This is a genomic window from Oceanobacillus luteolus (assembly GCF_023715655.1).
GTDB classification, from domain to species: Bacteria; Bacillota; Bacilli; order Bacillales; family Amphibacillaceae; genus Oceanobacillus; species Oceanobacillus luteolus.
In genome coordinates, this window is record NZ_JAMBON010000001.1 from 476353 (window position 1) to 500269 (window position 23917).

22 protein-coding genes are annotated in these 23917 nt (G+C 38.5%); 3 read left to right on the forward strand and 19 right to left on the reverse strand.

What is annotated here, in order from left to right:
- Nucleotides 1-248: 248 nt before the first annotated feature.
- From spoVE to M3210_RS02555, 12 genes are all read right to left on the reverse strand, one after another.
- Nucleotides 249-1361: a stage V sporulation protein E gene (gene spoVE, locus M3210_RS02500; protein ID WP_251510991.1), complete on the reverse strand. Its 1113-nt coding sequence runs from the start codon at nt 1359-1361 to the stop codon at nt 249-251.
- Nucleotides 1362-1430: 69 nt separating this feature from the next.
- Nucleotides 1431-2780: a UDP-N-acetylmuramoyl-L-alanine--D-glutamate ligase gene (murD, locus tag M3210_RS02505; RefSeq protein WP_251510999.1), complete on the reverse strand. Its 1350-nt coding sequence runs from the start codon at nt 2778-2780 to the stop codon at nt 1431-1433.
- On the reverse strand, nt 2777-3739 hold the full coding sequence (gene mraY / locus M3210_RS02510) for a phospho-N-acetylmuramoyl-pentapeptide-transferase (RefSeq protein WP_432806972.1): 963 nt from the start codon (nt 3737-3739) through the stop codon (nt 2777-2779). The genes murD and mraY overlap by 4 nt, the downstream gene beginning before the upstream one ends.
- Before the next feature lie 38 nt (nt 3740-3777).
- A complete protein-coding gene (locus tag M3210_RS02515; protein ID WP_251511009.1) occupies nt 3778-5154 on the reverse strand; it encodes a UDP-N-acetylmuramoyl-tripeptide--D-alanyl-D-alanine ligase in 1377 nt (458 codons plus the stop codon).
- A 2-nt stretch (nt 5155-5156) separates the two neighbouring features.
- Nucleotides 5157-6629, reverse strand: a complete 1473-nt coding sequence (locus M3210_RS02520; RefSeq protein WP_251511015.1) for a UDP-N-acetylmuramoyl-L-alanyl-D-glutamate--2,6-diaminopimelate ligase — start codon at nt 6627-6629, stop codon at nt 5157-5159.
- 61 nt (nt 6630-6690) lie between these two features.
- Entirely contained in the window at nt 6691-8613 is a 1923-nt protein-coding gene (locus M3210_RS02525) for a stage V sporulation protein D (RefSeq protein ID WP_251511022.1), read from the reverse strand.
- A gap of 85 nt (nt 8614-8698) precedes the next feature.
- The gene (locus tag M3210_RS02530) at nt 8699-10966 is read right to left on the reverse strand and encodes a penicillin-binding protein (protein WP_251511024.1); all 2268 of its coding nucleotides are present in this window, start codon (nt 10964-10966) and stop codon (nt 8699-8701) included.
- 11 nt (nt 10967-10977) lie between these two features.
- Nucleotides 10978-11352, reverse strand: coding sequence for a cell division protein FtsL (gene ftsL / locus M3210_RS02535; protein WP_251511028.1), 375 nt, complete (start codon nt 11350-11352; stop codon nt 10978-10980).
- Complete coding sequence (rsmH, locus tag M3210_RS02540) at nt 11349-12329, reverse strand: 16S rRNA (cytosine(1402)-N(4))-methyltransferase RsmH (protein ID WP_251511032.1); 981 nt, start codon at nt 12327-12329, stop codon at nt 11349-11351. The genes ftsL and rsmH overlap by 4 nt, the downstream gene beginning before the upstream one ends.
- A 98-nt stretch (nt 12330-12427) precedes the next feature.
- On the reverse strand, nt 12428-12859 hold the full coding sequence (gene mraZ / locus M3210_RS02545; protein WP_251511035.1) for a division/cell wall cluster transcriptional repressor MraZ: 432 nt from the start codon (nt 12857-12859) through the stop codon (nt 12428-12430).
- A 208-nt stretch (nt 12860-13067) separates the two neighbouring features.
- On the reverse strand, nt 13068-14687 hold the full coding sequence (gene bshC / locus M3210_RS02550; RefSeq protein WP_251511046.1) for a bacillithiol biosynthesis cysteine-adding enzyme BshC: 1620 nt from the start codon (nt 14685-14687) through the stop codon (nt 13068-13070).
- A 95-nt stretch (nt 14688-14782) separates the two neighbouring features.
- Nucleotides 14783-15163, reverse strand: a complete 381-nt coding sequence (locus tag M3210_RS02555) for a DUF3397 domain-containing protein (protein WP_251511048.1) — start codon at nt 15161-15163, stop codon at nt 14783-14785.
- Nucleotides 15164-15380: 217 nt separating this feature from the next.
- On the opposite strand from M3210_RS02555, the gene M3210_RS02560 reads away from it, so the two are divergent.
- Nucleotides 15381-15881, forward strand: a complete 501-nt coding sequence (locus M3210_RS02560; RefSeq protein WP_251511050.1) for an N-acetyltransferase — start codon at nt 15381-15383, stop codon at nt 15879-15881.
- 115 nt (nt 15882-15996) lie between these two features.
- On the opposite strand, the gene M3210_RS02565 is transcribed toward M3210_RS02560, so the two are convergent.
- The 4 genes from M3210_RS02565 to M3210_RS02580 form a co-directional block, all read right to left on the reverse strand.
- Nucleotides 15997-16482 carry an RsfA family transcriptional regulator gene (locus tag M3210_RS02565; protein WP_251511051.1) on the reverse strand — a complete coding sequence of 162 codons (486 nt, stop codon included), beginning with the start codon at nt 16480-16482 and terminating at the stop codon, nt 15997-15999.
- Between the two features lie 65 nt (nt 16483-16547).
- A complete protein-coding gene (locus tag M3210_RS02570) occupies nt 16548-17309 on the reverse strand; it encodes an enoyl-CoA hydratase/isomerase family protein (protein WP_251511053.1) in 762 nt (253 codons plus the stop codon).
- 79 nt (nt 17310-17388) lie between these two features.
- A complete protein-coding gene (rpmF, locus tag M3210_RS02575; RefSeq protein ID WP_251511055.1) occupies nt 17389-17562 on the reverse strand; it encodes a 50S ribosomal protein L32 in 174 nt (57 codons plus the stop codon).
- Nucleotides 17563-17602: 40 nt separating this feature from the next.
- Nucleotides 17603-18136, reverse strand: a complete 534-nt coding sequence (locus tag M3210_RS02580; RefSeq protein WP_251511056.1) for a YceD family protein — start codon at nt 18134-18136, stop codon at nt 17603-17605.
- Between the two features lie 151 nt (nt 18137-18287).
- Here M3210_RS02580 and M3210_RS02585 point away from each other — a divergent pair, with 151 nt between their 5' ends.
- A complete protein-coding gene (locus tag M3210_RS02585; RefSeq protein ID WP_251511057.1) occupies nt 18288-19502 on the forward strand; it encodes a nucleotidyltransferase in 1215 nt (404 codons plus the stop codon).
- Between the two features lie 54 nt (nt 19503-19556).
- Here the strand turns inward: M3210_RS02585 and M3210_RS02590 are convergent, their stop codons facing one another.
- Nucleotides 19557-20573 (reverse strand): SepM family pheromone-processing serine protease, encoded by a 1017-nt coding sequence (locus M3210_RS02590; RefSeq protein ID WP_251511058.1) that lies wholly within the window; start codon nt 20571-20573, stop codon nt 19557-19559.
- A 182-nt stretch (nt 20574-20755) separates the two neighbouring features.
- Here M3210_RS02590 and ylbJ point away from each other — a divergent pair, with 182 nt between their 5' ends.
- On the forward strand, nt 20756-21976 hold the full coding sequence (gene ylbJ, locus M3210_RS02595) for a sporulation integral membrane protein YlbJ (RefSeq protein ID WP_251511059.1): 1221 nt from the start codon (nt 20756-20758) through the stop codon (nt 21974-21976).
- Nucleotides 21977-21992: 16 nt separating this feature from the next.
- On the opposite strand, the gene coaD is transcribed toward ylbJ, so the two are convergent.
- Nucleotides 21993-22478 carry a pantetheine-phosphate adenylyltransferase gene (coaD, locus tag M3210_RS02600; RefSeq protein WP_251511060.1) on the reverse strand — a complete coding sequence of 162 codons (486 nt, stop codon included), beginning with the start codon at nt 22476-22478 and terminating at the stop codon, nt 21993-21995.
- A 140-nt stretch (nt 22479-22618) separates the two neighbouring features.
- Nucleotides 22619-23182: a 16S rRNA (guanine(966)-N(2))-methyltransferase RsmD gene (rsmD, locus tag M3210_RS02605; protein WP_251511061.1), complete on the reverse strand. Its 564-nt coding sequence runs from the start codon at nt 23180-23182 to the stop codon at nt 22619-22621.
- Between the last annotated feature and the right edge of the window lie 735 nt (nt 23183-23917).

Sequence of the window (23917 nt, forward strand, 5' to 3'; positions counted from 1 at the left end):
TATCTTTATTTAATGCAGATAAAACATCCACAAACTAAACTAACTGATCTTCTGGGATAGTCCAAATACTTTTGACTTCTGCAGAAGAATAGGTCGGATTGGGATCCCACAGCATAGCGAAGCTGAATAAGAACGCCATGTCCTTTGCATCAGAGGCTCACGGGCCGCCGGCGGAAAGAGAGAGGTATTTGCACTGCGGACTTCAGGTTCTATTCTTAATTCAAAGTTTAGACCTTGGTTCTATTTATCTAAATCCTAGAGTGAATGCTTAAATTTAATAATATCCCAACAGAACATAGTGTTAAGGTTAATGATGAGCCTCCATAGCTTAAGAACGGGAGGGTAATGCCTGTTACTGGGATTAAGCCGATGACAACGCTGATATTGATCATTGCCTGGATAATCAGCATCGATACGATGCCTAAAGCTAAATATCTGGCAAAAGGATCGGCAGATTCTAGTGCTACTTTAATTCCCCGCCAGAGTAATAAAAATAATAAGGTAATCAGGCCGAGTCCGCCGATGAATCCAAGTTCTTCAGCAAGGATGGCAAAGATAAAATCAGTTTGCGGTTCAGGCAAATAAAAGTATTTCTGTAAGCTATTACCTAAACCAAGTCCCATCAAACCTCCTGGACCAATTGCATAAAGAGACTGGATAATTTGAAAACCGTCTCCAAGCGGGTCTTCCCACGGATTCAGAAATGCAGTAATCCGATTTATTCGATATGGCGCAGATATTATTAATAAAGCGAAACCAATCAACCCTATTATCCCAAGACTAACAAAATGAGAAATCCTTGCTCCGGCAATAAAAATCATTGTGACACAGGTTAAGACTAACACTAGACCTGTTCCTAAATCAGGTTGGAGCATAATTAATCCAAAAGCAGTGAAAATGAGCAACAAGCACGGTAGAAAGCCTTTCGTCAGAGAAGTGATATACTTTTGCTTTTCGGATAATAAAGCTGCCAGGAAGATAATTAACCCAAGTTTCATAAATTCAGAAGGCTGAATACTGAATGCTCCTACACCAATCCAGCTCCTCGCCCCACCCCTTACCATTCCAATACCGGGAATCAAAACGAGAAGAAGTAAAATAAAACATCCAATCAAGATGAAGTTTGAATACTTTTTCCAAGTAGTATAGGGAACAAACATGAAAAATATCATAGCGATTATTCCAGCCCCAGCAAATAAAAGTTGTCTTTTAACATAGTAAAACTCATCATCGAATTTATACAAGGACCATACATGTGAAGCACTATACACCATAATTATGCCGATGATCAGTAACGCAATAATAACGGTAAACAAAAGCATATCCGGTCTATTTTCAGCTTTTGTGAGATTTCTAAGCATGAAAAAACCCCTTTCTTTCGTTTAAGAATAGGGGCAAAATATCTATTAATTTATTGTTTGTCCAAGCCCCTATAATAGTTTATGCACGGCTTGGATAAACATGTCTCCTCTTTCTTCAAAGGTGCGGTATTGGTCCCAGCTAGCACAAGCGGGAGACAACAGAATCACATCGTTTTCTTCTGAATGCTCGTAAGCTACCTTTACTGCTTCTTCTACATTTTCTGCATTTAAAATAATTGGAACATTGGCTTCTTCTGCAACTTTTTCCAGTTTCTCCTTCGTTTCTCCGAAGCTGACTAAGCCTTTAACATGCTTGAAATGAGGGATTAATTCACTCAGATCATCACCACGATCCAGTCCACCAGCTAGCAGAATCGTCGGTTGTTTAAAAGCCGCTAAAGCTTTCTCAGTAGCAAGCATATTAGTTGCTTTTGAATCATTGTAGAAAAGACGACCATGTACCTTATCAACAAATTGCAGGCGATGTTTCACACCTGTAAAAGTTGTTAGTACACGTTCAATGCCTTCATTCGTTGCACCTGCTAATTTTGCTGCAGCTACTGCAGCTAATATATTCTCTAGATTATGGTTACCTACAAGTACAATTTTTTCTAAGTTTATTACTTTTTCATCTAAGAAATATACCGATGTTCCATCTGTCCAAACACCCTCCTCCAATTTTTTAGTAGTGGAGAAAGGGATTAGCTTAGCTCTTGCAGTTTTAACCTGTTCTTCAATTTCATCGTCATCGGCATTATAAATTAAAAAGTCCTCTTCCGTTTGATTTCGGAAGATGTTGAACTTCGCTTGTTTATAATTTTCCAATGTTTTATGGTAATCAAGATGCGCTTGAAATACATTAAGGATGACCGCAATATTAGGTCGAAACGCGATGGTGCCTTGGAGTTGGAATGAGGAGAGTTCCAAAACAAGAGCTTCCTGTTCTGCTAAATTTTCAGCTGCTTCAGTAGCGACGATTCCAATATTTCCAGCTACTTTCACTGGTCGATTACTTTCCTGCAACATCGAAGTTGTTAATGTTGTCGTCGTCGTCTTCCCGTTCGATCCTGTAATTCCTATCAGCAACTCAGGAACAAGTTGATATGCAATTTCTATCTCTGTCACAATTGGAATTTTTCGTTTCATTGCTTCTACAAGTACTGGATTCTCATATGAGATTCCTGGATTCTTTACAACTATTTCTATACCTTCAAGTACAGATAACGGATGTGAACCTAATACCATTTCAGCGCCAAGAGCAACCAGGTCTTGCACAATAGTCGATTTTTCACTTAATTGCTTGTCATTCACACGGACTTTCATTCCGTTCCTCAACAAGGTTTTGGCAGCTGCTGTACCGCTCTTCGCCAATCCAAGGACAAGCACTTGTTGATATGGAAAATTCTCTAGTTTTCTCAATTTAGGCCCACCTCAATATATATCCCCAATGCTGCACATACGAGGCCAACCAACCAAAATGTTGTGACGACACGCCATTCTGACCAGCCTAAAAGCTCGTAATGATGATGCAATGGACTCATTTTAAATACTCGTTTACCGGTTGTCTTAAAGGAAATTACTTGGATAATGACAGATAATGTTTCAATGACGAAAACACCGCCAATAATCACTAGAAGTATTTCCATTTTCGTCAGGATGGCTACTGCAGCTATCGAGCCCCCGAGCGCTAAAGATCCGGTATCTCCCATAAATACTTTCGCGGGGTGGGCGTTGAAAACGAGGAATCCTAGTAAAGCTCCAACAGAAGCTAATGAATAAATCGCAATATCATCCTGTGGCATACCATACCAAGCTAAAATTGCAAATGCACCAAATGCAATAGTCGCAGTTCCAGCAAGCAGTCCGTCAAGTCCATCTGTTAAGTTCACCGCATTTGACGAACCAACAAGCATAAAAATAACTAAGATTGCATAGAACCAACCCAATTCCCATTGGATATTCGTTCCAGGAAGCTGAACAAAAGTAGAAAAGTCGTTAGCTTTTAGAATGAAAAAGAATATAACTGCTATCAAAATTTGTCCTAGCAACTTCTGCAAGGAAGTAAGACCAAGATTTCTTTTCATTACAACTTTAATAAAGTCATCAAGGAATCCTAACAATCCATAGCCAATGAGAACAAGTAATAACAGCCATAGTTCATAACCGATTCCTCCACTAACTTTCCCAACCATAATGAGTGAAGTGATGACGATGCTTAAAATAATCATGATTCCACCCATTGTCGGTGTACCGCTCTTCTTCTGATGTGACTGTGGTCCTTCTTCGCGAATACTTTGTCCAAACTTTAATCGTCTCAAAAATGGAATAAATAGTGGCGAAAAAAGAACAGTAATTAGAAATGCTATTCCTATTGTCATAAATAAAATTGTTGTATTCAAGTCTAATTCCCCCTTAATTACTGCTCCTCATTTTTATGTTCAATAACTATTTCATTGACCATCGACTCAAATTCAAGCCCTCGTGAAGCTTTAAATAATACAAGACAGTCTTCGGTCAGTTGTTTTTTCAGTTCAACAACTAATTCGGTTTTCGTTTCAAAGTGCTGACACGTGATAGCGCGGTTGTTTACATTATCTTTGATTAGCTTCGCGTGATTACCGTATGTATAAAGGTGAGTGATCGGCGAGGAAATGACAGTTGCTATCGAACGGTGCATCTCATCCGCAAATGTGCCAAGTTCAAGAACGTCTCCAAGCACTAGAATTCTTGTTGCGAAACCATCCATTTGTTTAATTACTTCAATTGCAGCCTTCATGGAAGTAGGAGACGCATTGTAGGAATCATTCACAACCGTTGCTCCGTTCTCTGCTTGTAATAACTCAAAACGCATGGAAGTATAAGCCAAAGAAGATATTCCAGCTTTTTGTTTTTCAAGTGGAATTTTTAGCTGTTCTCCAATTTGAATAGCATATGCCGCATTTTTTGCATGATGCTCACCAAATAGAGGGACTTGAAATTCACTTCCATTGGAAAGGCTGAATGAAGTTCCTTCCAATGTTACTTCTGCACGCGTCACTTGCATGTCATTATCGTCGGAAAAGCCACAGCGCAACATACGGAACCCTGCAGGTTGTATCTCTTGTAATAGCTGTTCGTCTCCATCAACGATAAGACAGCCATCTTCTTTCAAGCCATTGACAATTTCAAGTTTAGCTTTAGCAATCCCCTGTCTTGATCCAAGAAATTCTATATGGGATTCACCAATATTCGTGATTATGGCATAATCTGGCTTCGCAATATTAGTCAACAAATCTATTTCGCCAAAGCCACTCATTCCAAGTTCAAGAACAAGGACTTCTGTGTCTTCTGGCATATCTAGAATGGTTAAAGGTAAACCAATTTGATTATTAAAATTCCCCAAAGTGGCATGCGTACGATAAGTGGTTTTCACAATAGCGGAAACAAGATCCTTCGTAGTTGTTTTCCCATTAGAACCTGTAATTCCAATTACTATAGGATCAATTCGATTCCGGTATTCAGCAGCCAAGTCTTGTAAACCTTTCGTCGTATCAGTGGTGAAAAAAACAGGGAAATCATTCGGGATGGAAGCAGGCAGCTGCTCCTTCTCATCCCATATTACTGCAATTGCACCATTTTCAATCGCCTGCTCCACATAATCATGGCCATTAAAATTTTCACCAACAATTGGAATGAACAGTGAGTTTGGAGCTTTCACACGGCTATCCGTCGTTACTCTTTCTATCGGTGGTAGATGATTGATATGATGATGGTTTTTAAATATTTTTTCTAAATCGTGGAATGAAAATAACATGTTTAAATCTCCTTAGTAAGAATAGCATTTTTAGCGACAATTCGATCATCAAACGGATATTTTTTCCCGCTTACCTCTTGATAAGTTTCATGTCCTTTACCGGCGATAAGGATTAAATCCCCTTCTTCCGCATAAAATACAGCCTTCTCTATCGCCTTTTTCCTATCTAGTATACTTTCATAATTTGTTACATTATCATCAAATACTTGAATCATATCCTCAATAATTGCTGCGGGGTCTTCAGTTCTCGGATTATCGGATGTGAAAATAGCATAATCCGCCAAGTTTACAGCTTCTTTTGCCATTAGAGGCCGTTTACTAGGATCCCGGTCACCGCCACAACCGATGACACAATACAATCGACCAGTCGTCAAACCTCTACATGTCTCCAATACGTTTTGGAGGGCATTAGGTGTATGTGCGTAGTCTACAATGACGCCAAATGACTGACCTTCATCGACGGCTTCAAACCTGCCTGGTATTGAAGGGATTACTTTCAACGTATCCTGTATGATTTCTAATGGAATATGATCGAGAATAGCTGCAGCAGTTGCCGCGAGCATATTGTATACATTAAATATACCAGTAAGCCTACTCGTAATTTTAACTGTTCCTACAGGTGTTTTCAATCTGAAAATAGTCTTATTCGCAAAAAGTTGTATATCATCAGCCATAACATCTGCAGAACAATTGATTCCATAAGTCACAACCGGCTGTGCTGTCATCTGTTGTAAATTCTTACCATATTTATCGTCGATATTTATGACTGCATATTTACTCCCATGATGATAGCTGTTTCCCAGCTGTGAGAATAATAAACTTTTAGCAAGGAAATAGTTCACTTCATCGTGATGGTAATCCAAATGGTCCTGAGTCAAATTGGTAAATATTACAGTGTTGAAATCACATCCATAGGCTCTTCCCAAATCTAATGCATGTGAAGAAACCTCCATAATCACTTGATCAACGCCAATGTCTTTCATTTCGCGAAAGAGACGCTGCAGCACAAGTGCATCCGGTGTTGTATTACTCGTCTCTCTATAACTGTTGCCAACTTTATTTTGTATTGTTCCAATCAGACCCGTGTTTTTACCAAAGTTTTGATATATGGAATCAAGAAGATAACTGACTGTAGTTTTACCATTTGTTCCCGTCACCCCTATCAACGGGAAATTGGCCGTAGGATAGTCATAAAATGTATTTGCAATGATTGCAAGTGCTCGTGATGAATCTTTTACGTAAACGACAGGTACACTGCTTTCTATTTCAGTTTCTGCAATGATTGCCGCAGCTCCTTTTTGAGTTGCTTCCTGTACATATAGGTGACCGTCCGTTTGGTGACCCTTTATGCAAATAAACAAGCTGCCAGGCTTCACCTTTCTCGAATCCGTTTCAATGGAACTAATTTCCACCTCAAAATCTTCGGCAGGACTTGAAACGAAAGGCAATTTGGATATCAAATCATTTAATTTCATCGGAACACCCTTCTCCAATAAATCTATACCGATGGGAAAAGGATGACTTATACACATATCATCAATCACTCAAAAATATTCTAATTTTGGAACCTGGTATAACTTTCTCGCCAGGCTTCGGTTCTTGATCAATTATTCGTTCTCCATCCCCACTGACTTCCACAGACAAATTCAACATATACTCTGCTAACTTTTGTGGTTTAAGACCAACGAGATCAGGAACTTCGACCAATGGCTCTTCAGGCCACATATATTCTTTTTCTATTCCATCTTTACGCTTTTCTACACCCATAACAGGTAAGCTGTCTCCAATAATTCTCCCTACAATTGGAGCAGCAACTACTCCACCAAATTGAACCGTATTTTTTGGGTTATCGACTGCGACATATACTACAATTTCTGGATCATCAGCTGGAGCAAAGCCAATAAATGAAACTATATAGTTATTCTGCATATACCTGCCGTCAGGGCCAACTTTTTGAGCAGTTCCAGTCTTTCCTCCCACTCGGTACCCTTCAACATATGCAGGGCGACCTGTCCCTTGTGCAACTACGGATTCCAGTGCGTATTTCAATTCATCAGATGTTTCCTTGGAGATGACATTTTTCTTGATTGTCGGTTCATTCTTCTCCACAACTTCCTCCGTAACAGGATCAATCCATTCAGAAGCTATATATGGTTCATATAGATACCCGCCATTTACTGCTGCAGCAACTGCCATCACCTGTTGAATCGGAGTAACTGATACACCTTGACCAAAAGCAGTGGTGGCTAGCTCTAACGGACCTACATTTTCAGGTTTAAATAGAATTCCATTCCCTTCTCCACTTAAATCGACCCCTGTTTTTTTACCAAATCCAAAAGCATCAATATAAGAGAATAGCCGCTCCGTTCCAAGTTCTTGACCTAAATCAACGAAACCAGGGTTACAGGAGTTTTGCACGACTTCTAAAAATGTTTGATCACCGTGCCCTCCACTTTTCCAGCAACGAATTCGTGTACCCGATACAGTGACATCACCATCATCATGAAAGTGATCGTTTTCGAGATTAACAATATCTTCTTCTAGTGCAGCTGCTAAGGTTATAATCTTAAAGGTTGACCCAGGCTCGTACGTACTCCAAATCGGGAGGTTACGGTCGAACACTTTGGAGTCCACCTCTTGGTAATTCTCAGGATGGAAATTGGGACGTGTTGTCATACCGAGGATACCACCAGTTTTTGGGTTAACAGCAATTGCCATCGCACCATCCGGATTGTATTTTAATACAGCAAGATCAAGTTCACGTTCCATAATTGCTTGTACCTGTGAATTTATTGTCGTTTTCAAATGCAATCCATCCCGAGGTTGTGTGTAGACATCAGCAAGAGTATCTAAGCGGTTACCTTTCGCATCTGAATAAAACGATAAACTTCCAGGTTTGCCCTGCAATTTATCGTCATAATATTGTTCAAGACCCATTAGACCTTGATTATCAATTCCAGTAAAGCCAAGCACATGGGATAAATACGTATCATATGGGTAATGTCGCTTGGAGTCTTTAGCCAAATAGACACCAGGAAGATTCAGTGTGCGGATTGCACGTTCTTGCTCTTCAGAAATTTTAATGCCTTCTGGACGTATCGTCACACTGGAAGCAGATTTTGTGATTGTTTGGAAGACTTTTTCTTCTGAAGCATCCAAAATAACTGCCAATTGTTCAGCAGTTAATTCGGGGTCGATAATTTGTCTCGGTACAATAGTTACAGTAGGTGCAGTTACATTTTCCGCTAACGGCACTCCATTCATATCTAGAATTTTTCCCCGTTCCGGAGCGAAGACAATATCTCTCGTCCACAATTCGTTAGCTTCTACAAACAACTTGTCTCCGATGACAAATTGTACATAAGCCAGTCTGATTGTAATTGTAATTAGAATAAGTAAAGCAAAAAGAAAAACAGCAACTATTCGTCTTTTAACCCTAGTGGTGGATACGCGTCTCATACTTGCACTCCTCTTCATAGATAGGCTTGTATCCACTATATGAGTTTTAAAAAACGAATAGAACACTGTTTATCCTTTGTCACGATTAGTTTGTTTCATCTTGATTCTCATTTTCTCCGTCAATCTGCTCATCTTCTGTAGAACCATTTTCCTCGGTTTCTTCAACAGGATCTCTTTCTTCATTAGGCGGTAGCAATTCTATTCCTAGATAAGAACCTTCCCTTAGTGGAGTGTTCGGTTCCACACTTTGAAGAACAACAAACCCGCTGCCAAAACTCTCAAGTTGTAAATCTAGCATCTCTGCCAGTTGAACAACTTCCCGTTTTGACCATCCTGTCACATCTGGCATTGACGGTTCATCTGTGACTAAAATAACATGCTTCGTAGGTAGAATCTTATCACCCGGCTCTACATTCGCTTGTGTTACAGTATTTCCCTCACCAACCACTGTAACTTTAATACCGTTCTCATTCATACTTTGTGCGATTTTTTCAGGTTCTTCACCATTAAAATCCGGCACTTCGAATCGTTCAATTTCTTCAACTTCACTTTCATCCGGATCGATATTTAAATAATGCAGGCTATTTTCCATCACATTTTTAACAATAAATGAAACTGGCATCGAGCCATATTCACCAATCTCTAAATTCGGCTGCTGTACAGAAACGAAGATGACTAGCTCAGGATCTTCAATTGGTGCCATACCTAGGAATGAGAAAATCATGTTTTCTCTACCTTTCATATATTTGCCATCCGGTCCTACTATTTGTGCAGTACCTGTCTTTCCGCCAATAGAATAATCTTCGAGCTTGAATCTTTTTCCTGTTGCATGCTCACCTTCGACAGCTCGTCTTAATAAACCACGGACTTGTTCGGCCGTCTCTTTAGAAATCGGTTCAGAAACAACTTCAGGTTTATTTTGCTCTATGACTTCACCGCTAGTAGAATCTACAATTCTACTAATCACATAAGGCTTCACCATTTTACCATCATTTGCAATCGAAGTTGCAGCCTTCATCATTTGAATCGGAGTAACCGTACTTCCTTGTCCAAAGGAGGCAGTTAATTTTTCCCTTGGCCAATTATATAAAATCTCTCCTGTTACTTCTCCCGGCAAGTCAATACCTGTTTTCTTATCAACATCAAAAGCGTGAAGATAATCCAGGAACTTTTCTGTACCAATCTTTTCCCATACTAGTTTGGATGCGGCAACGTTTGAAGATCGTTCAAATCCTTCATCGTAAGAGATTAGACCCCAGCCTTTTCCTTCGTTAACGTCACGAATAGGGATAATTTTCTCATTTACGTTATATGTTCCAGATTTAAAGAGTTCATTGCCATCATATAACCCTTCTTCAATAGCTGCAGCCCAAGTAAACATCTTAACTGTCGAACCAGGCTCAATTGGGGTGGATACTACATCGTTATACCAGTTCTCAACATTCGCAGGGTTATTTGGGTTGTAACTTGGACGACTGCTCATCGCAAGGACTTCGCCAGTTTTCGCATGCATTACAACAGCTGTCATCCGCTCAGGATCATACTTTTTTTCAACTGTAGTTAGTGCTTCATCCACTAAAGTCTGGATTTTCTGATCGAGAGTTAAATACACATCATCGCCATGCTCTGGTTCTTTGATTATTTCATTCGGATCTAATAGCTTTGAATTATATAAATCTCTTTGATATGAAATATAGCCATTCGTCCCACGTAGGTATTCATCCATTTGCCGTTCCATACCCGCTATTCCTGTAACTTCTGTTTTTACTCCATCTTCCGTTTCTATTTCGGTTTCTCTAGCAAAGCCGATAATATGGGAAGCAAACATTCCGTTCGGGTAGAAGCGCATTGGAGACTCATCAAAATAAATACCTGGAAGGCCCAGTGCTTCGATTTCTTCCTTTTGTTTTTGTGTCAACTGCTTACCAATATTGCCAAACTCCACTTGGAACCGTGGTGGTTCTGCCTGAAGACCTGCCTGCAATGAGTCTCTGAAAACTTCCGGTTCGGTTTCAAACACCTTTGCAAGTTCCTCCGCAGTCCTATCAACATCTACTACATGTCGAGGGTTTTCAGGGTCTTCTGAATAGGTCTCGTCGATAATTGCATACATACGGTACGTTGGCCTGTCATAGGCTAATATCATACCATTTTTATCAAGTATTTTACCTCGCTCAGCAGGCAATATATAAGAGGATGTGCGCTTTTGTTCTGCCCATTCTTCTAAAGAAACGCCATTCACTTCACCTGTTGCTTGAATATAAATAAACCTGCCAGTTAATACAACAAAAATTGCAACGAAGACAATGATTAATATCCCCGCCATCATATGAGTTGTTCTATTTTTTCTCATATAATACCTTCTTACTCATTCTCCACTGCTTGTGCCTGTTTGACCTCAGCATTTTGAATTTTTAATCCATGAGATTCTGCAATGGAAATGATCCGTTCAGGACGTGATAATTCCTTTACTTCAAATGCTAACCCCTCGTTTGCAATTTTTTGTTGTTCAACTGTTCTCTCAAGTTGTTGTACTTCTCGATTTAAAGTATCCGTTTGGGAAGAAATGGATACCATAAAAATCCCCGCTGCGATCAAGCCAGCTGCAACAATAGAATAGATAATCTTTTCTCCTTTAGTTATCCAGCCTTGTTTCTTAACTTTTACTGAAACTTTTGGAACCTGATTTTGACTTGGTCTCGTATTTACTTCCCAGTTTCTCGCTTGATTAGCACTCATTTCCGTCTCCATCCTTCCTCATATGTGAATTCTTCATTCCAAGTTTTTGTTTTTTCAGCAATCCTTAGTTTCGCCGAGCGTGATCTGCGATTTTCTTCCAGTTCATCATCTTGGGGAATAATTGGTTTTCGTGTAATCAATTTAAATGGCGCTTCATGCTCTTGTGGAATAACAGGTAAATGACGTGGTGTCTCTTTCGGTGTACTCCACTTCTTAAACGCTTGTTTACAAATTCGATCTTCCAGTGAATGGAATGTAATTACTACCACTCTCCCGCCAATACGAACACGCTTTGCTGCCTGATGTAATGCGTCATTGAATGCAAATAATTCGTCATTCACTGCAATTCGCAAGGCCTGAAAGATTCGTTTAGCAGGATGCCCACCTTTTCTCCTGGCCGGTGCAGGAATAGCTTCTTTAATGATTTCCACCAATTGTGAGGTTGTGGTTATTTCTGATGTAGCCCGATATTCCTCTATCTTGCGGGCGATTTGCTTAGAAAACTTTTCCTCACCATATTGGAAAAAGATCCCGACCAGCTTTTCATAAGGCCATGTGTTCACAATTTCTTTAGCGGTCAATTCATTTTCTTGATTCATACGCATGTCTAATTCTGCATCCTGATGATAACTAAATCCTCTTTCTCCTCGGTCTAATTGGGGAGAAGATACACCTAAATCAAAGATGATCCCATCCACTTCTTGGGTTCCATGTTTCTCCAGCTCATTTTCCAACTCACGAAAGTTGGCATGGATGAATTGGATTCGGTCATGGTATTCTTCCAACCTCTTCTTAGCTGCTTCCAAAGCATCAACATCCTGATCAAACGCAATCAGTAAGCCATTTTCATTTAATCTAGATGCTATTTCCAGTGAATGGCCACCGCCACCAACTGTACAATCAACGTATGTACCGTCAGGCTTAATATTTAATCCCTCAATTGTTTCCTCTTTTAATACACTATAATGTTCAAACAAGCCCTCACCTGCTTTATTCTCATGTTTGTAAAATGTCTATGGTTATTTCCTGATTCGTTTTTTAGCTTGATTTTGTGCACGCGTATGCGCTTTTCGTATTAAATATCAAAGTCCAATAGGTTTTCTGCGATTTCAGAGAAGGATTCTTCAGATTCCTCCACGTAGTCTTCCCATTTTTCGTTAGCCCAAATCTCAACTCGTTCCGAAACTCCGATAACTACACATTCCTTTTCAAGTTCTGCATATGTTCGTAAGTTCGCTGGGATATTTATTCTGCCCTGCTTATCCACTTCGCATTCAACTGCGCCGGAAAAGAAAAAACGAGTGAAAGCTCTAGCATCTTTTTTAGTTAAGGGGAGTTGTTTTAGTTTCTCTTCTATTACCTTCCATTCGTTCATTGGGTAAGCGAATAAGCATTTATCAAGACCACGAGTCACAACAAAAGTCTCCCCAAGCTCTTCACGGAACTTGGCGGGTACAATCATTCTTCCCTTCGTATCTACGTTATGCTTGTATTCACCCATGAACATTTCTTTCTCCCCACTTTCGTAATATTATATTACCACAACCCTCCACTATCCTCCACTAATTTTTTCGTTTATCATTCATTTTTTATTTCACTAAGGATAAAAATGGTAATACAAAAAAGAAGAAAGCTGTTAAATCAACGTTTAACAGCTTTCTTCTTTAATTTTTTATAAGTGGTGAAAGGTGGAGGAATGGGTGGGTAATCCCAAATTATAGTTCCACAATATAATGTTGATTTTTAAAAGAACATGAGGAGCGAGCAAGTTTTGAAATGAACTCAGTTCCATATTCATTAAGAAATGGAAGTACACTCCAGGTACGTTCCTGTAATCCACCTTCCGGATTCAGCATCATCTGGATTAATTCGAATTGTGAAATCTCCTTTTCGTACTTCTCCTCTAACGCCTGTTCCATCCGATTTGTCAGATAATCGATTTCTCGATGTAAATAAAATAAATTCTTTTCAGCGAGAGCTCCGATGTCATCCCGGATGTCTTCAGCGACTCTTCGAATAGGCTGATGTGCTTGTTCAATTACCTTTTTTAGATCATCAGCTAATTGAGTAATAGGAGGCTGTTGCTTACTCAATAACCATTTTTCTTTTTCGTCCGCGCTTCCGTGGTGAAGGGCTGTCTCCAGTGAAATTCCAGTTGCAACTAAGGCCTTCTTTGTTCGTTCTGGAATAAATGTGAATGATAATCTTGGTACTACAGGCGGCATTTTCAGATCTAAGGAGTGAAATGCCGGCTTTAAGATTGACCAATAACCAATTTCCCCAGGTCCCCCAATAAAGGCTAATGTCGGTAGCAGAAGTTCCTGCATAATGGGACGAGTCACCACATTATTGCTAAGCTTTTCAGGTTGTTCGTTCGCGATCTTCAATAACTCTTCTGTCGAAAGATTGATCTCCTCTTGCTTACCTATCCAATCTCCCTCTTCTGTTCGCTTAAGCAGGATTCGCTCCTCATCTTGATGATAGAAGAGATGACCGTCTGACGGATCGAGATCTTCAAGTGAGGTGGTATAATCCATATTCGCCAACTCTTTGGAAGCTTGAGTAACTCCCTCACTTATTTTTGGTTGATTTTCAATTAACCGAATGAAATAGTCATTTTCGATTTTCCGAACACGTTTATCTGCTGCGTCCAGTAAAATCAATCCTTCTTTTTCAAATAACCTATGTATAAGTGTAGCAAAGAAGTCCGTAAAACTTTCTGAATCGTGGATCGCTTTTAGGATCATGTTATAATTTTTTTTTGTGTGAATTGTTTCTTCTAATGTTGAGAATAACTCATTGATCCATTTTTCAGCTAATGATTTATCCAACTTAATCTCAGAAATTGGTTTCTTCTTATAATGTGATTGATTAAACTTGAACTTTTTTAATCGTTGTTTCTCAGGTAAAAAAACATGATTGATTTCTTCATAATCATGATCTTCACCAGCAATCCAAAAAACTGGCAGTACTGGTGTACCCAATATTTCCTCTTGTTCCCTCGCCAGTTGTATAATGGAAATGACTTTGTTGATTGTATATAACGGCCCCGTCAACAAACCAGCCTGCTGGCCACCAACAACTACGACGGAATCAGGGTTTTTTAGTTTCTCAATTTGCTTCAACGTCTCTTCGCCAGCGCCCCAACGCGTATTGCATTCTTCGAGTATAGGAGCCAGTTCATTGCGTTTGAATTGTCTCATCTTTAATTCTTCCGCCCGAACTCCAAACGACTTAAAAGGGTCGTAATCAAAAAACTTTCTAATCTCTTTTCCATTTTTGTAATCAGCGATCAACTGACTTTCATTCTTCATATGCATTGCGTCGATTCGCATCTAATGTCTACTCCTTTAATTTGAATCAGTCCAAGTGTATTGTATCTAATCCTGAAGAAAATATCACTTTTCTTGATTTGCTTGTGCGATGTTTTTTATGCCACTAAATATTTGATGACTCCTGCAATTGCTAAACAACCATATAGGACGAAGAAGAGCAGGAAAGAAATCCTCCATAATAATTTAGTTGCTTTTTTTAATTGTACATCGCGTCTTGTTTTCCATTGGATAAAGATAATAATAGACAAAACACTTAATAAGAAAATTAAAACGATACCGAGAAAGCTTTTATCAAAAATCAGTGCAAGCATAATTGTTACTGCAATGATGTAAAAAAGCGTCGTCCATGTAACCATTTTATGAATTGCTTTTATCTTATTCCGTTCCATAATCATACTGCCAATATATACTATAAAGCTTGCAAGAATCGGAATTGTAATAAAAAATGAAAATAAATAAATTATAATATCTATCATTCCGGAAATTCTCCTTTATTAATTTTCCGAGCATAATCGAAAGGTATAATTTTTATTGTACCAAAATACTCCCTATTTGACTCTACTATATTTACATCTCTTCTTTTTCACACCCACAAGATTTTAAAAATACTATCAATTGGGGTATAATTAAAAAAAGAAAGAACTATCACTTATTAAGCAAAAGTTTTTTCATGATGATCAAGGGGGTATTGAAATGAATAAAGTAAAAGTGGAAAACCTATTAATCAATTATAAGACATTAGAGAAGTTTAAGAACTTCAGAGAATATGGAAACCAGGAACTTTCTATGCTCGAGGACTTGGAGAACAATTTTATTGAAAACAATAGTGAGTCACCCTTTTACGGTATTTATATGGGGGAAAGTTTAATTGCAAGGATGAGCCTCTACAGGATAAAGAGCAAATACGATAACTACTTCGATCCGCCACAGGACTATTTGGCACTTTGGAAACTTGAAGTTTTACCAGACTATCAGGGGCAGGGTTATGGTAAAATGATGGTCGACTATGCCAAAAGCTTTAATTTACCAATCAAGACAAGCCCACGAATCAATTCCCATGGTTTTTGGGAAAAAATGGGCTTCCAAAAAGCTCATTATGACTTAGAAAGGGATTTGGGAGAAAATCCGCTCATTTGGTTGCCTGAAGGTGTACAAGAAAAAGACACGCACCAAACGGAAGAGTCATCGAATTAAAGTTTCGCTTTTCTAGGAGATTGTTTGTACTGATATAGACATTTACTTAAATAAAACATGAAAAAGATTCCCTACTTGAAGAGAACTATTAGTTCTCCAAGATGGGAATCTTTTTTCAAACCTCTGCTTTACTTTCAGATGAACTATTAACCCATTGCCATAACTTCTCCATTTCGGCCCAGGCGTTTTGGTATCGCTGCACTTGTTGTAATAATTGTTGATTTTCTTTTTGAAGTCCTTCGATGATTTTTGCCTGTTCATCAGCCATTTCTTCAGAAACATTACTCTTCAACTTTTCCAGTAACTGAATAGCAGATTCAATCGCGTTTTTTTCTGGATCGTTAGTTGTCTGCAACGCTCTTAAAGCCTGGCTACTAATCTTTTTTCTCTCTTCTTTCGCATAAGAAATTGCTGATTCATATTGTTTTCGAATCGTTGCATTCCAGCGGAAACCGCAAGCTGCTGGTGTTCTAGCAAGCTTAGCCGCCACTTCTTTAAAAGCTTCTAATTGCGTATTTCCATTTCTAATATATTGCAGGACAGTTTCAGCTAATAAATCATCCTCTTCTTTCGTCCATGCATCCTGTCTTGTCTCTTTCATAGCACTCCTCCTCGTGTTACTTTGCTATCAATGTATGCAATAACGAGGATTGATAGAATCTCTGTTTACTTTTTTCTCAATGAAAAGTTTTCAAGTGCTTTTTTATGGGCCTCTGACTCCCATAAACTAGCAGAAGCCTTCACTTCTTCAACCATCCGTCGACGAAGTTCTTCCGGTTGAATAACAGCTCTATATTGCGCTTTTAGTAGACGCATCTGTTGCGCCGATTTTTCAATATAGGGAGAAAGATATTTTTCATCCTCCCAGCTTTCTTCTTCAATAATCTGGTGAATCCACCCTCTGTCCTTCAGTTCTTGTACCGACAAAACATCTCCCCTTGTGATCCAATCCAGAGCAAAACTTGGTTGGACTTTTTCATAAAGTAGAGCTCCACCTCCCCAACCAGGTAAAATCCCGATTGTAGACTGAATATATCCAAACTTAGTATTTTCTTTAGCAATTCTGATATCACAGGCTGTAGCCAGCTCACATCCGCCACCTAAAGCGTTGCCATTTAACTTAGCGATAACTGGAACCGGGAAGTAGAGAATACTTTCTAAAACTTCCATCATAGGAAATAACCGGAAGTATGCTTCTTCACTAGATAGCTCACCGTGCAGCTCAGATAAATCTCCACCTGCTGCAAACATAGTGTTACCTGCTCCCGTAATAATTAAAAACTTCAAATTGTCCTTTTCCGCTTTTTGTATTTTATCTTTTAAAAGCGCTGTCATTTCCATAGAAATTGCATTACGTTTTTCCGGTCTATTTAACCGGATAATACCATAGTCGTCCATGTGTCTTTCGTATGTAATTAATTCTCCCAACTTTGAATGCCCCCTTCATATTGTTTAATATAAAAAACAGACCACATAGTAGTGATCTGTTTCTATAGATTGGACAAGTTTAGTTGTTAACTACTTCGTCCCCTTTGTAATGACCACATGATTTGCACACGTGGTGTGGCTTAGTTAATTCACCACAGTTTGGGCATTCTACCATGCCAGGTACTAGAAGTTTTTTATGAGTACGACGTTGGTTTTTAACCTTTTTCGATGTTTTACGCTTAGGTACTGCCATGACCTACACCTCCTTCAAAATGAAAAGACAGTTCTACAAACTATTCATTTTCTTTCTTATTATTTTTAAGTAAAGACTCCAATTTTTTCAAACGTGGATCAATCGTCTTTTCCTTGGTTTCTTCCTGAACAAAGCTCCAACCTTCACCTTCTGTCGGTGCAGCTCCTTCTGGATTAGCTTCATCAGAAAATACCCGGAATGGGATTTCTAATAAAATATTCTCCAGAATATGTGGCTTCAAATCAAGTACTTCTCCTTCAACTGGATGGATATCATTTTCCAAATCATCCTCAGTTAAATATGGAGAAGTGGAAAATATTTCATCTGCTGTGATATCGTACTGATATGGAACATCGACAAGCGTTCTAGCACATGGTAAAATCATCTCACCTGTAATTTTCAAAGAAACAATAATTTCTTCGTTATCCGTTGTGAATGAAGCTCTAACATGTGCCGGTCTTATCCGGCGGATATCATTGTTCATCGTTTCCAATTCTGAAACATCAACTGTTTCTTCAAATTCGAAAGGTTGTTCAAAACTCTTTTGACGAATTTGTGATACAGTAATTTTCATGTTTATCACCTCTAGGCAACAAGAGTAATTTTAAAAGAAAAAAGCTAATTTGTCAATATCTTTTCTTTACAGTCAGGAATAAAATAATAATTTCCTGTCGATCACAATGTTTGTTACAATAATAGCACATTAATCCTAGGAGTTGAAGTATATGAAGTCCTGTGGTGTCATTGTTGAATACAATCCATTTCATAATGGACATGCTTATCATATCCAAGAAGCAAAAAAAGTAACCGGAGCTGATACGGTTATTGCTGTAATGAGTGGCAACTTTCTTCAACGAGGAGAACCAGCAATAATAGATAAATATCATCGGGCTGAAGCAGCGCTCTCATCAGGCATTGACCTTGTCTTGGAGTTACCTTATGCATTTGCTGTGCAAAATAGTGATTTATTTGCAAAAGGTGCTGTAAATACACTCCATAAAATGGGTGTATCATCGATTTGTTTCGGAAGTGAAGCAGGTGATGCAGCACAGTTTAAAACCAGTTTTACCAGTTTCCTTGAGCAAAAAGATGTTTATGAAAAAGAATTAAAGCATTGGTTGAACAAGGGTTTATCTTTCCCAGAAGCTAGTATGCATGCATATGGAGCAATTGGATTAACAACTGAAGCAATGGACCTTTCCCAGCCAAACAATATATTAGGCATGAGCTATGTGAAAACAATAATGGAAAATAAATTCCCCATTGAAATACATACAATTAAGCGGATTAATAATCACTTTCACGAACCTGAAATAACAAACGCCATCGCGAGTGCAACGAGTATTCGAAATGAGATGATACAATCAGGCAATTTAACTTCAAAAGTTATAGCTGCCATTCCAGATGTGACACTACATCAACTCCAAGAATATAAACGAAAAACTACGCTTTGGCACCAATGGGAAAATTATTTCCAAATCTTAAATTATCGAGTTCAAACGATGACACATTCCGAATTACGTGATATCCACGGAGTTGTGGAGGGCCTAGAATACCGATTGAGTAAAACAGCAAAATATGCTCGAAGTATGCAGGAATGGATGGAATCGATTAAAACAAAAAGATATACTTGGACAAGAATTCAGCGGCTATTTGTCCACTTGTTAACCAATACAAGAAAAAGTGAATTGGATTCCTATCTAAAAGAATCTACTGGAGTACCTTACGTTCGTCTACTCGGAATGACGGAAAGAGGTCAGAGATACTTGAACAAAATGAAAAAAACGGTGGAAGTCCCTATCATTACTAATTTCAGTAAAGATATGCATCCAATGCTTCAATTGGAGGAGAGAGCAACAGCAGCATATTATAGTATCCTCTCACCAGAAACAAGATTGTCATTATCCAAGCAAGAGCTGAGAACACCTTTGCGTATTTAATGAAAAAGCTTGCGATCATGCCATAAGTGGCCCTATCGCAAGCTTTTATTTTTGTTATTGGAGTTCTTCCAAATAGTTTAAAGCATCATCAAATGTATCTACAGGTACGATTTCCATTTCACTATCAATTTCTTCTGCTGTTTGTTTAGCAATTTCATAATTGGAATCCGCTCTACCATTTTCATTTGGGACGAAGAAAATGTCAATTCCTTCACGATCAGCAGATACGACCTTTTTGTCGACACCACCAATTCGATAAATATTTCCATCGTAATCAATTTCACCTGTTCCAGCTATTTTATAACCTTTCGTAATATCTTCTTCCGTCAATTGGTCATAGATTTCCAAAGCAAACATTAAACCCGCACTTGGACCACCTATATTTCCACTGGAAAAGTTAACTTCTGGATCAACTGTAACTTCCCGATCAGTAACAAGACTGATTCCCATACCAACTCTCGATTCATCATTCGGGAAATAATCCAATGTAATTTCAGTACTTAACGTTTCATTCTCCCTAATAAAGTCAACTGCTATCGTATCTCCTGCCTGTTTTCCCTCCACATAACTGACTAAATCAGATGACTCCTCAATTTCATTTCCATCTAAACTTATTATCCGGTCACCCATCTCCAACTTACCAAAGGAAGGCATATTTTCTACGACTCCAACAACATATACGCCGACATAGTCGATGGTAATATCTTTCCCAGCGGATTCATACGCAACGACAAGCGATGCTTCTTGAGAACTCTCCATCACCTGAAGTTGTCCATGCATGTAATCATCAGGTGTAATACCTTCGGGAATCACTTCATGGAGAGGCCTAACCTCATTATGGGGAAGTACTTTAGCAAGAACGTATTGTAAAGGTGTAGCCTGCAGTCCACTAACCGTCACTAAATGCATTTCTCCTTCACTAGCATGTCCACCATCCACTTCTACAATCGGATTGAGTGGTTCGGTATTTCCAGGTTTTTGTATGTAATATGGTATTCGATATACTGCGAAAAAGTAAACGCAGACCAATATAATCACATAGAAAATAATTCGTTTTTTTGAAAGCTTCATCTATCCCGCCCCTTCCTGACAGTTATTTCTATTCTAAAAGTATTTGTCATATTCAAAGCCCTGAGCTGCGTATATTGATAAGGAACACTAAGCCTGTACACTTAAACATAGTCTATTCTAGCATTAATTTTACACCTTCCAAAATCTCTTGTACAGATAGCACGTCTCTAGGGGGCTTCCGATTGAATTCATTTTTAAAAACCATTTTGTTATCCGGAGTAACAATTTGTTTAACGATATTACTCATTCAATTTCCCGATGAAGCATTAGCCGCCAGCATACGTGGTTTAAAAATGTGGGCAGAAGTTGTATTCCCTTCCCTCCTACCGTTCTTTATTACAGCTGAACTTTTGCTTGCCTTTGGTGTAGTTAAATTTCTTGGCGTCTTATTTGAGCCGATTATGCGTCCGTTGTTCAATGTTCCCGGCGCCGGCAGCTTTGGTTGGATGATGGGTATGGCAAGTGGTTATCCTACAGGTGCCAAAATTGCAGCAAGACTCCGAGAAGAAAAACAACTAACTAAAATTGAAGCTGAAAGATTAGTATCTTTTACAAATAACTCCAGTCCGCTTTTTATTTTTGGAGCAATATCCGTTGGATTGTTCCATAACGCTGCACTAGGAGTATTATTAGCTGTTTCCCACTATGTCAGTAATATGTTTGTCGGTATATTGATGCGATTTTACAAACTACGCGAAAGTAAGAAAGATATAGTGAAATATGAAAAAAAGCATAATTCACCAATCTTTATTCATGCGCTGAAGCAAATGCATGAAACTAGAATGAAAGAATCTCGTCCGCTTGGCGAAGTATTGGGTGATGCGGTTTTACAATCTATTAAAACGTTAGTGATGGTCGGTGGATTCATCATTCTTTTTTCGGTTGTTGTCCAGTTACTCCATCTCGTAAACATATCCGTTTGGATCAGTAAAATAATTGAAGTTATATTCCATTTGTTAGGCATCCCAACAGCTCTTGGACTACCTTTTTTCTCTGGGTTATTTGAGATTACTCTTGGCGCTACTTTAATATCAAATATAGAAATAAATTCTCTACTACCAAAATTGATTTTAGTTAGCTTTATTTTAGGGTTCAACGGTTTTTCCATCCAAGCTCAGGTTGCCAGTATTTTAGCAAAAACTGATATCCGCTTTACTCCTTATCTTTTTGCAAGATTTTTACACGGTATTATCGCAAGTGTTCTTACCATAATTCTTTATAAACCTCTCTATTTAAATCGAATGACAGAGGGAACAGTAGAAGTACCGGCCATAACGGATTCCTCCGTACCTCTGATCAACCAATTGTATATGTATCTAACTACGATTGGCCCTTGGATTACGCTACTGTTTTTATCGATAAGTTCTATTATACTGTACCAAAAAAGCAAAAGAGATGGTTAAAGCCATCTCTTTTAAGCTATGCATAATTAAATTTCTTTTTTAATGCTTGCTCAACAACCTCCGGTACCAGCCCCGATATATTTCCATTATACTGAGCCACTTCTTTAATCATACTAGAACTCAAAAATGAAAATTGGTTGTTCGTCATGATAAAGAATGTTTCAATATCTTTGTTTAAGGTCCGGTTCATAGAAGTAATCTGCATCTCGTATTCAAAGTCGGTTACAGCTCTCAATCCTCGTATAACAACATCGGCATTTTTTTCAGTAGCATAATGCATCAACAGAAAATTGGATGAATCCACTTCAACATTCGGTAAATGCTTGGTCGATTCTTTAATCAATCGTACACGTTCCTCTACTGAAAATAACGGAGATTTTGCTTGATTATTGAATACAGTTACTATCACTCTGCCAAAGATTTTAGCAGCTCGTTCTACAATATCTAAATGTCCATTAGTAAATGGATCGAAGCTTCCAGGAACAATGGCTAATTTTGACATTATTTTACCCCTCTCTAAATGTTATGAAACCCATTCAGTCGCAAGACCCTCCCCCACTGAATGTTAGTTGAACTGAGATAAGGATATAGGAAGTTTTTCCTTCCACTTTCGTATGTAAGTTTCTCATCTCAGTTATTGGACTATAGTTGTGTGTTAAAACGGTAGATGGTTACTGCAATTGTATTACTGTAATTTTCCTTTTTCATTATAGTTAAATCAGCATTTTGATCCGGCAATTCATCATTCGGATCATGTTCACAGTAAATAATACCATCATTTTTAATGAGATTGTTTTCAATTATCTCTTCGATGAGTTTTGTATAACTGACTTTTTTATAGGGCGGATCGAGAAGAATTAAATCAAATATCAACTCTCTCTTAGCAGCAGCTTTGATAGCACGGTATGCATCTGTACGAAAGACCTCTGCCCTGTCCTCCATTCTCACCGTTTTTAAATTCTCTTTAATGGTATGTATTGCCTTTCCCTGCTTATCCACAAAAACAGCTTGTTCCATCCCACGGCTAAGTGCTTCTATACCGAGTGAGCCGCTTCCGGCAAATAAATCTAAAACATTGCCTCCATCAAAAAATGGACCCATAGACTGGAAAACGGCTTCTTTAATTTTATCTGTAGTTGGCCTAGTTGCACTCCCAGGTACAGCTTTCAAAGCCTGTCCCTTTCGGACACCAGCAATCACTCTCATGACGTCACCCCAATTCGACGATTCGACATAATCCTATCATAAATTTAATAATAATTAAACTTTGCTTCACTATTTTTTTACAAATCATTACGTTAATGAAATAAATAATAAGCACCAAAGATTGCTAACTAACTGAAATTCAGGTGAATATTTCCTTCTCTGGTCCCGTAGCCCCCGATACCCCTTCGCTTTCCGTGGGCGGCTGGTGAGCCTCCTCGTGGGCAAGCCCACTGCAGGGTCTCACCGATGCCTCTGCTCCCACAGGAGTCTACGGAGTACCGGGGGCTTCTCATAGCAAGCCCTATAATTAGAGCATTGAATTAAATATTTATACATTTGCCTCGAACACTACAGTTATTTCATCTATAATTTATTTATCATTTGATTAGAAACCTCAAACATGCAATAGCAAGAAGGTATCTAAATAAGTGCCTTGAAATCATATAGTCAATAATTAAATAAATTATTATACGTAAATCACTATTTTTAAGATTATGTTTGTTGTTCTGATGCCAAGAATAATAACTTTTTCTTCCCATAATGATACAATACTCCAAATCTCAATATTTCCGGGCTGCGGACTTACGAATGAGTTTCAAATAATAATCGGGCTTGTCAAATAAAGTGTGTAAGTTCCCATTTATTCAAGGTACTTTAACACCCTATCTTTCAGTTCATCATGAAGAAGAAGCTGGTTCATAACCATGGCCCAGTTTTGAATGCGACCACCCTCCC

What these genes read in the sequence shown, in the direction of transcription:
- spoVE (WP_251510991.1), bottom strand. Translation starts at nt 1,361, where the DNA reads ATGCTTAGAAATCTCACAAAAGCTGAAAATAGACCGGATATGCTTTTG.
- mraY (WP_432806972.1), bottom strand. Translation starts at nt 3,739, where the DNA reads ATGACAATAGGAATAGCATTTCTAATTACTGTTCTTTTTTCGCCACTA.
- M3210_RS02515 (WP_251511009.1), bottom strand. Translation starts at nt 5,154, where the DNA reads ATGTTATTTTCATTCCACGATTTAGAAAAAATATTTAAAAACCATCAT.
- M3210_RS02520 (WP_251511015.1), bottom strand. Translation starts at nt 6,629, where the DNA reads ATGAAATTAAATGATTTGATATCCAAATTGCCTTTCGTTTCAAGTCCT.
- M3210_RS02525 (WP_251511022.1), bottom strand. Translation starts at nt 8,613, where the DNA reads ATGAGACGCGTATCCACCACTAGGGTTAAAAGACGAATAGTTGCTGTT.
- M3210_RS02530 (WP_251511024.1), bottom strand. Translation starts at nt 10,966, where the DNA reads ATGAGAAAAAATAGAACAACTCATATGATGGCGGGGATATTAATCATT.
- ftsL (WP_251511028.1), bottom strand. Translation starts at nt 11,352, where the DNA reads ATGAGTGCTAATCAAGCGAGAAACTGGGAAGTAAATACGAGACCAAGT.
- mraZ (WP_251511035.1), bottom strand. Translation starts at nt 12,859, where the DNA reads ATGTTCATGGGTGAATACAAGCATAACGTAGATACGAAGGGAAGAATG.
- bshC (WP_251511046.1), bottom strand. Translation starts at nt 14,687, where the DNA reads ATGCGAATCGACGCAATGCATATGAAGAATGAAAGTCAGTTGATCGCT.
- M3210_RS02555 (WP_251511048.1), bottom strand. Translation starts at nt 15,163, where the DNA reads ATGATAGATATTATAATTTATTTATTTTCATTTTTTATTACAATTCCG.
- M3210_RS02560 (WP_251511050.1), top strand. Translation starts at nt 15,381, where the DNA reads ATGAATAAAGTAAAAGTGGAAAACCTATTAATCAATTATAAGACATTA.
- M3210_RS02565 (WP_251511051.1), bottom strand. Translation starts at nt 16,482, where the DNA reads ATGAAAGAGACAAGACAGGATGCATGGACGAAAGAAGAGGATGATTTA.
- rpmF (WP_251511055.1), bottom strand. Translation starts at nt 17,562, where the DNA reads ATGGCAGTACCTAAGCGTAAAACATCGAAAAAGGTTAAAAACCAACGT.
- M3210_RS02580 (WP_251511056.1), bottom strand. Translation starts at nt 18,136, where the DNA reads ATGAAAATTACTGTATCACAAATTCGTCAAAAGAGTTTTGAACAACCT.
- M3210_RS02585 (WP_251511057.1), top strand. Translation starts at nt 18,288, where the DNA reads ATGAAGTCCTGTGGTGTCATTGTTGAATACAATCCATTTCATAATGGA.
- M3210_RS02590 (WP_251511058.1), bottom strand. Translation starts at nt 20,573, where the DNA reads ATGAAGCTTTCAAAAAAACGAATTATTTTCTATGTGATTATATTGGTC.
- coaD (WP_251511060.1), bottom strand. Translation starts at nt 22,478, where the DNA reads ATGTCAAAATTAGCCATTGTTCCTGGAAGCTTCGATCCATTTACTAAT.
- rsmD (WP_251511061.1), bottom strand. Translation starts at nt 23,182, where the DNA reads ATGAGAGTGATTGCTGGTGTCCGAAAGGGACAGGCTTTGAAAGCTGTA.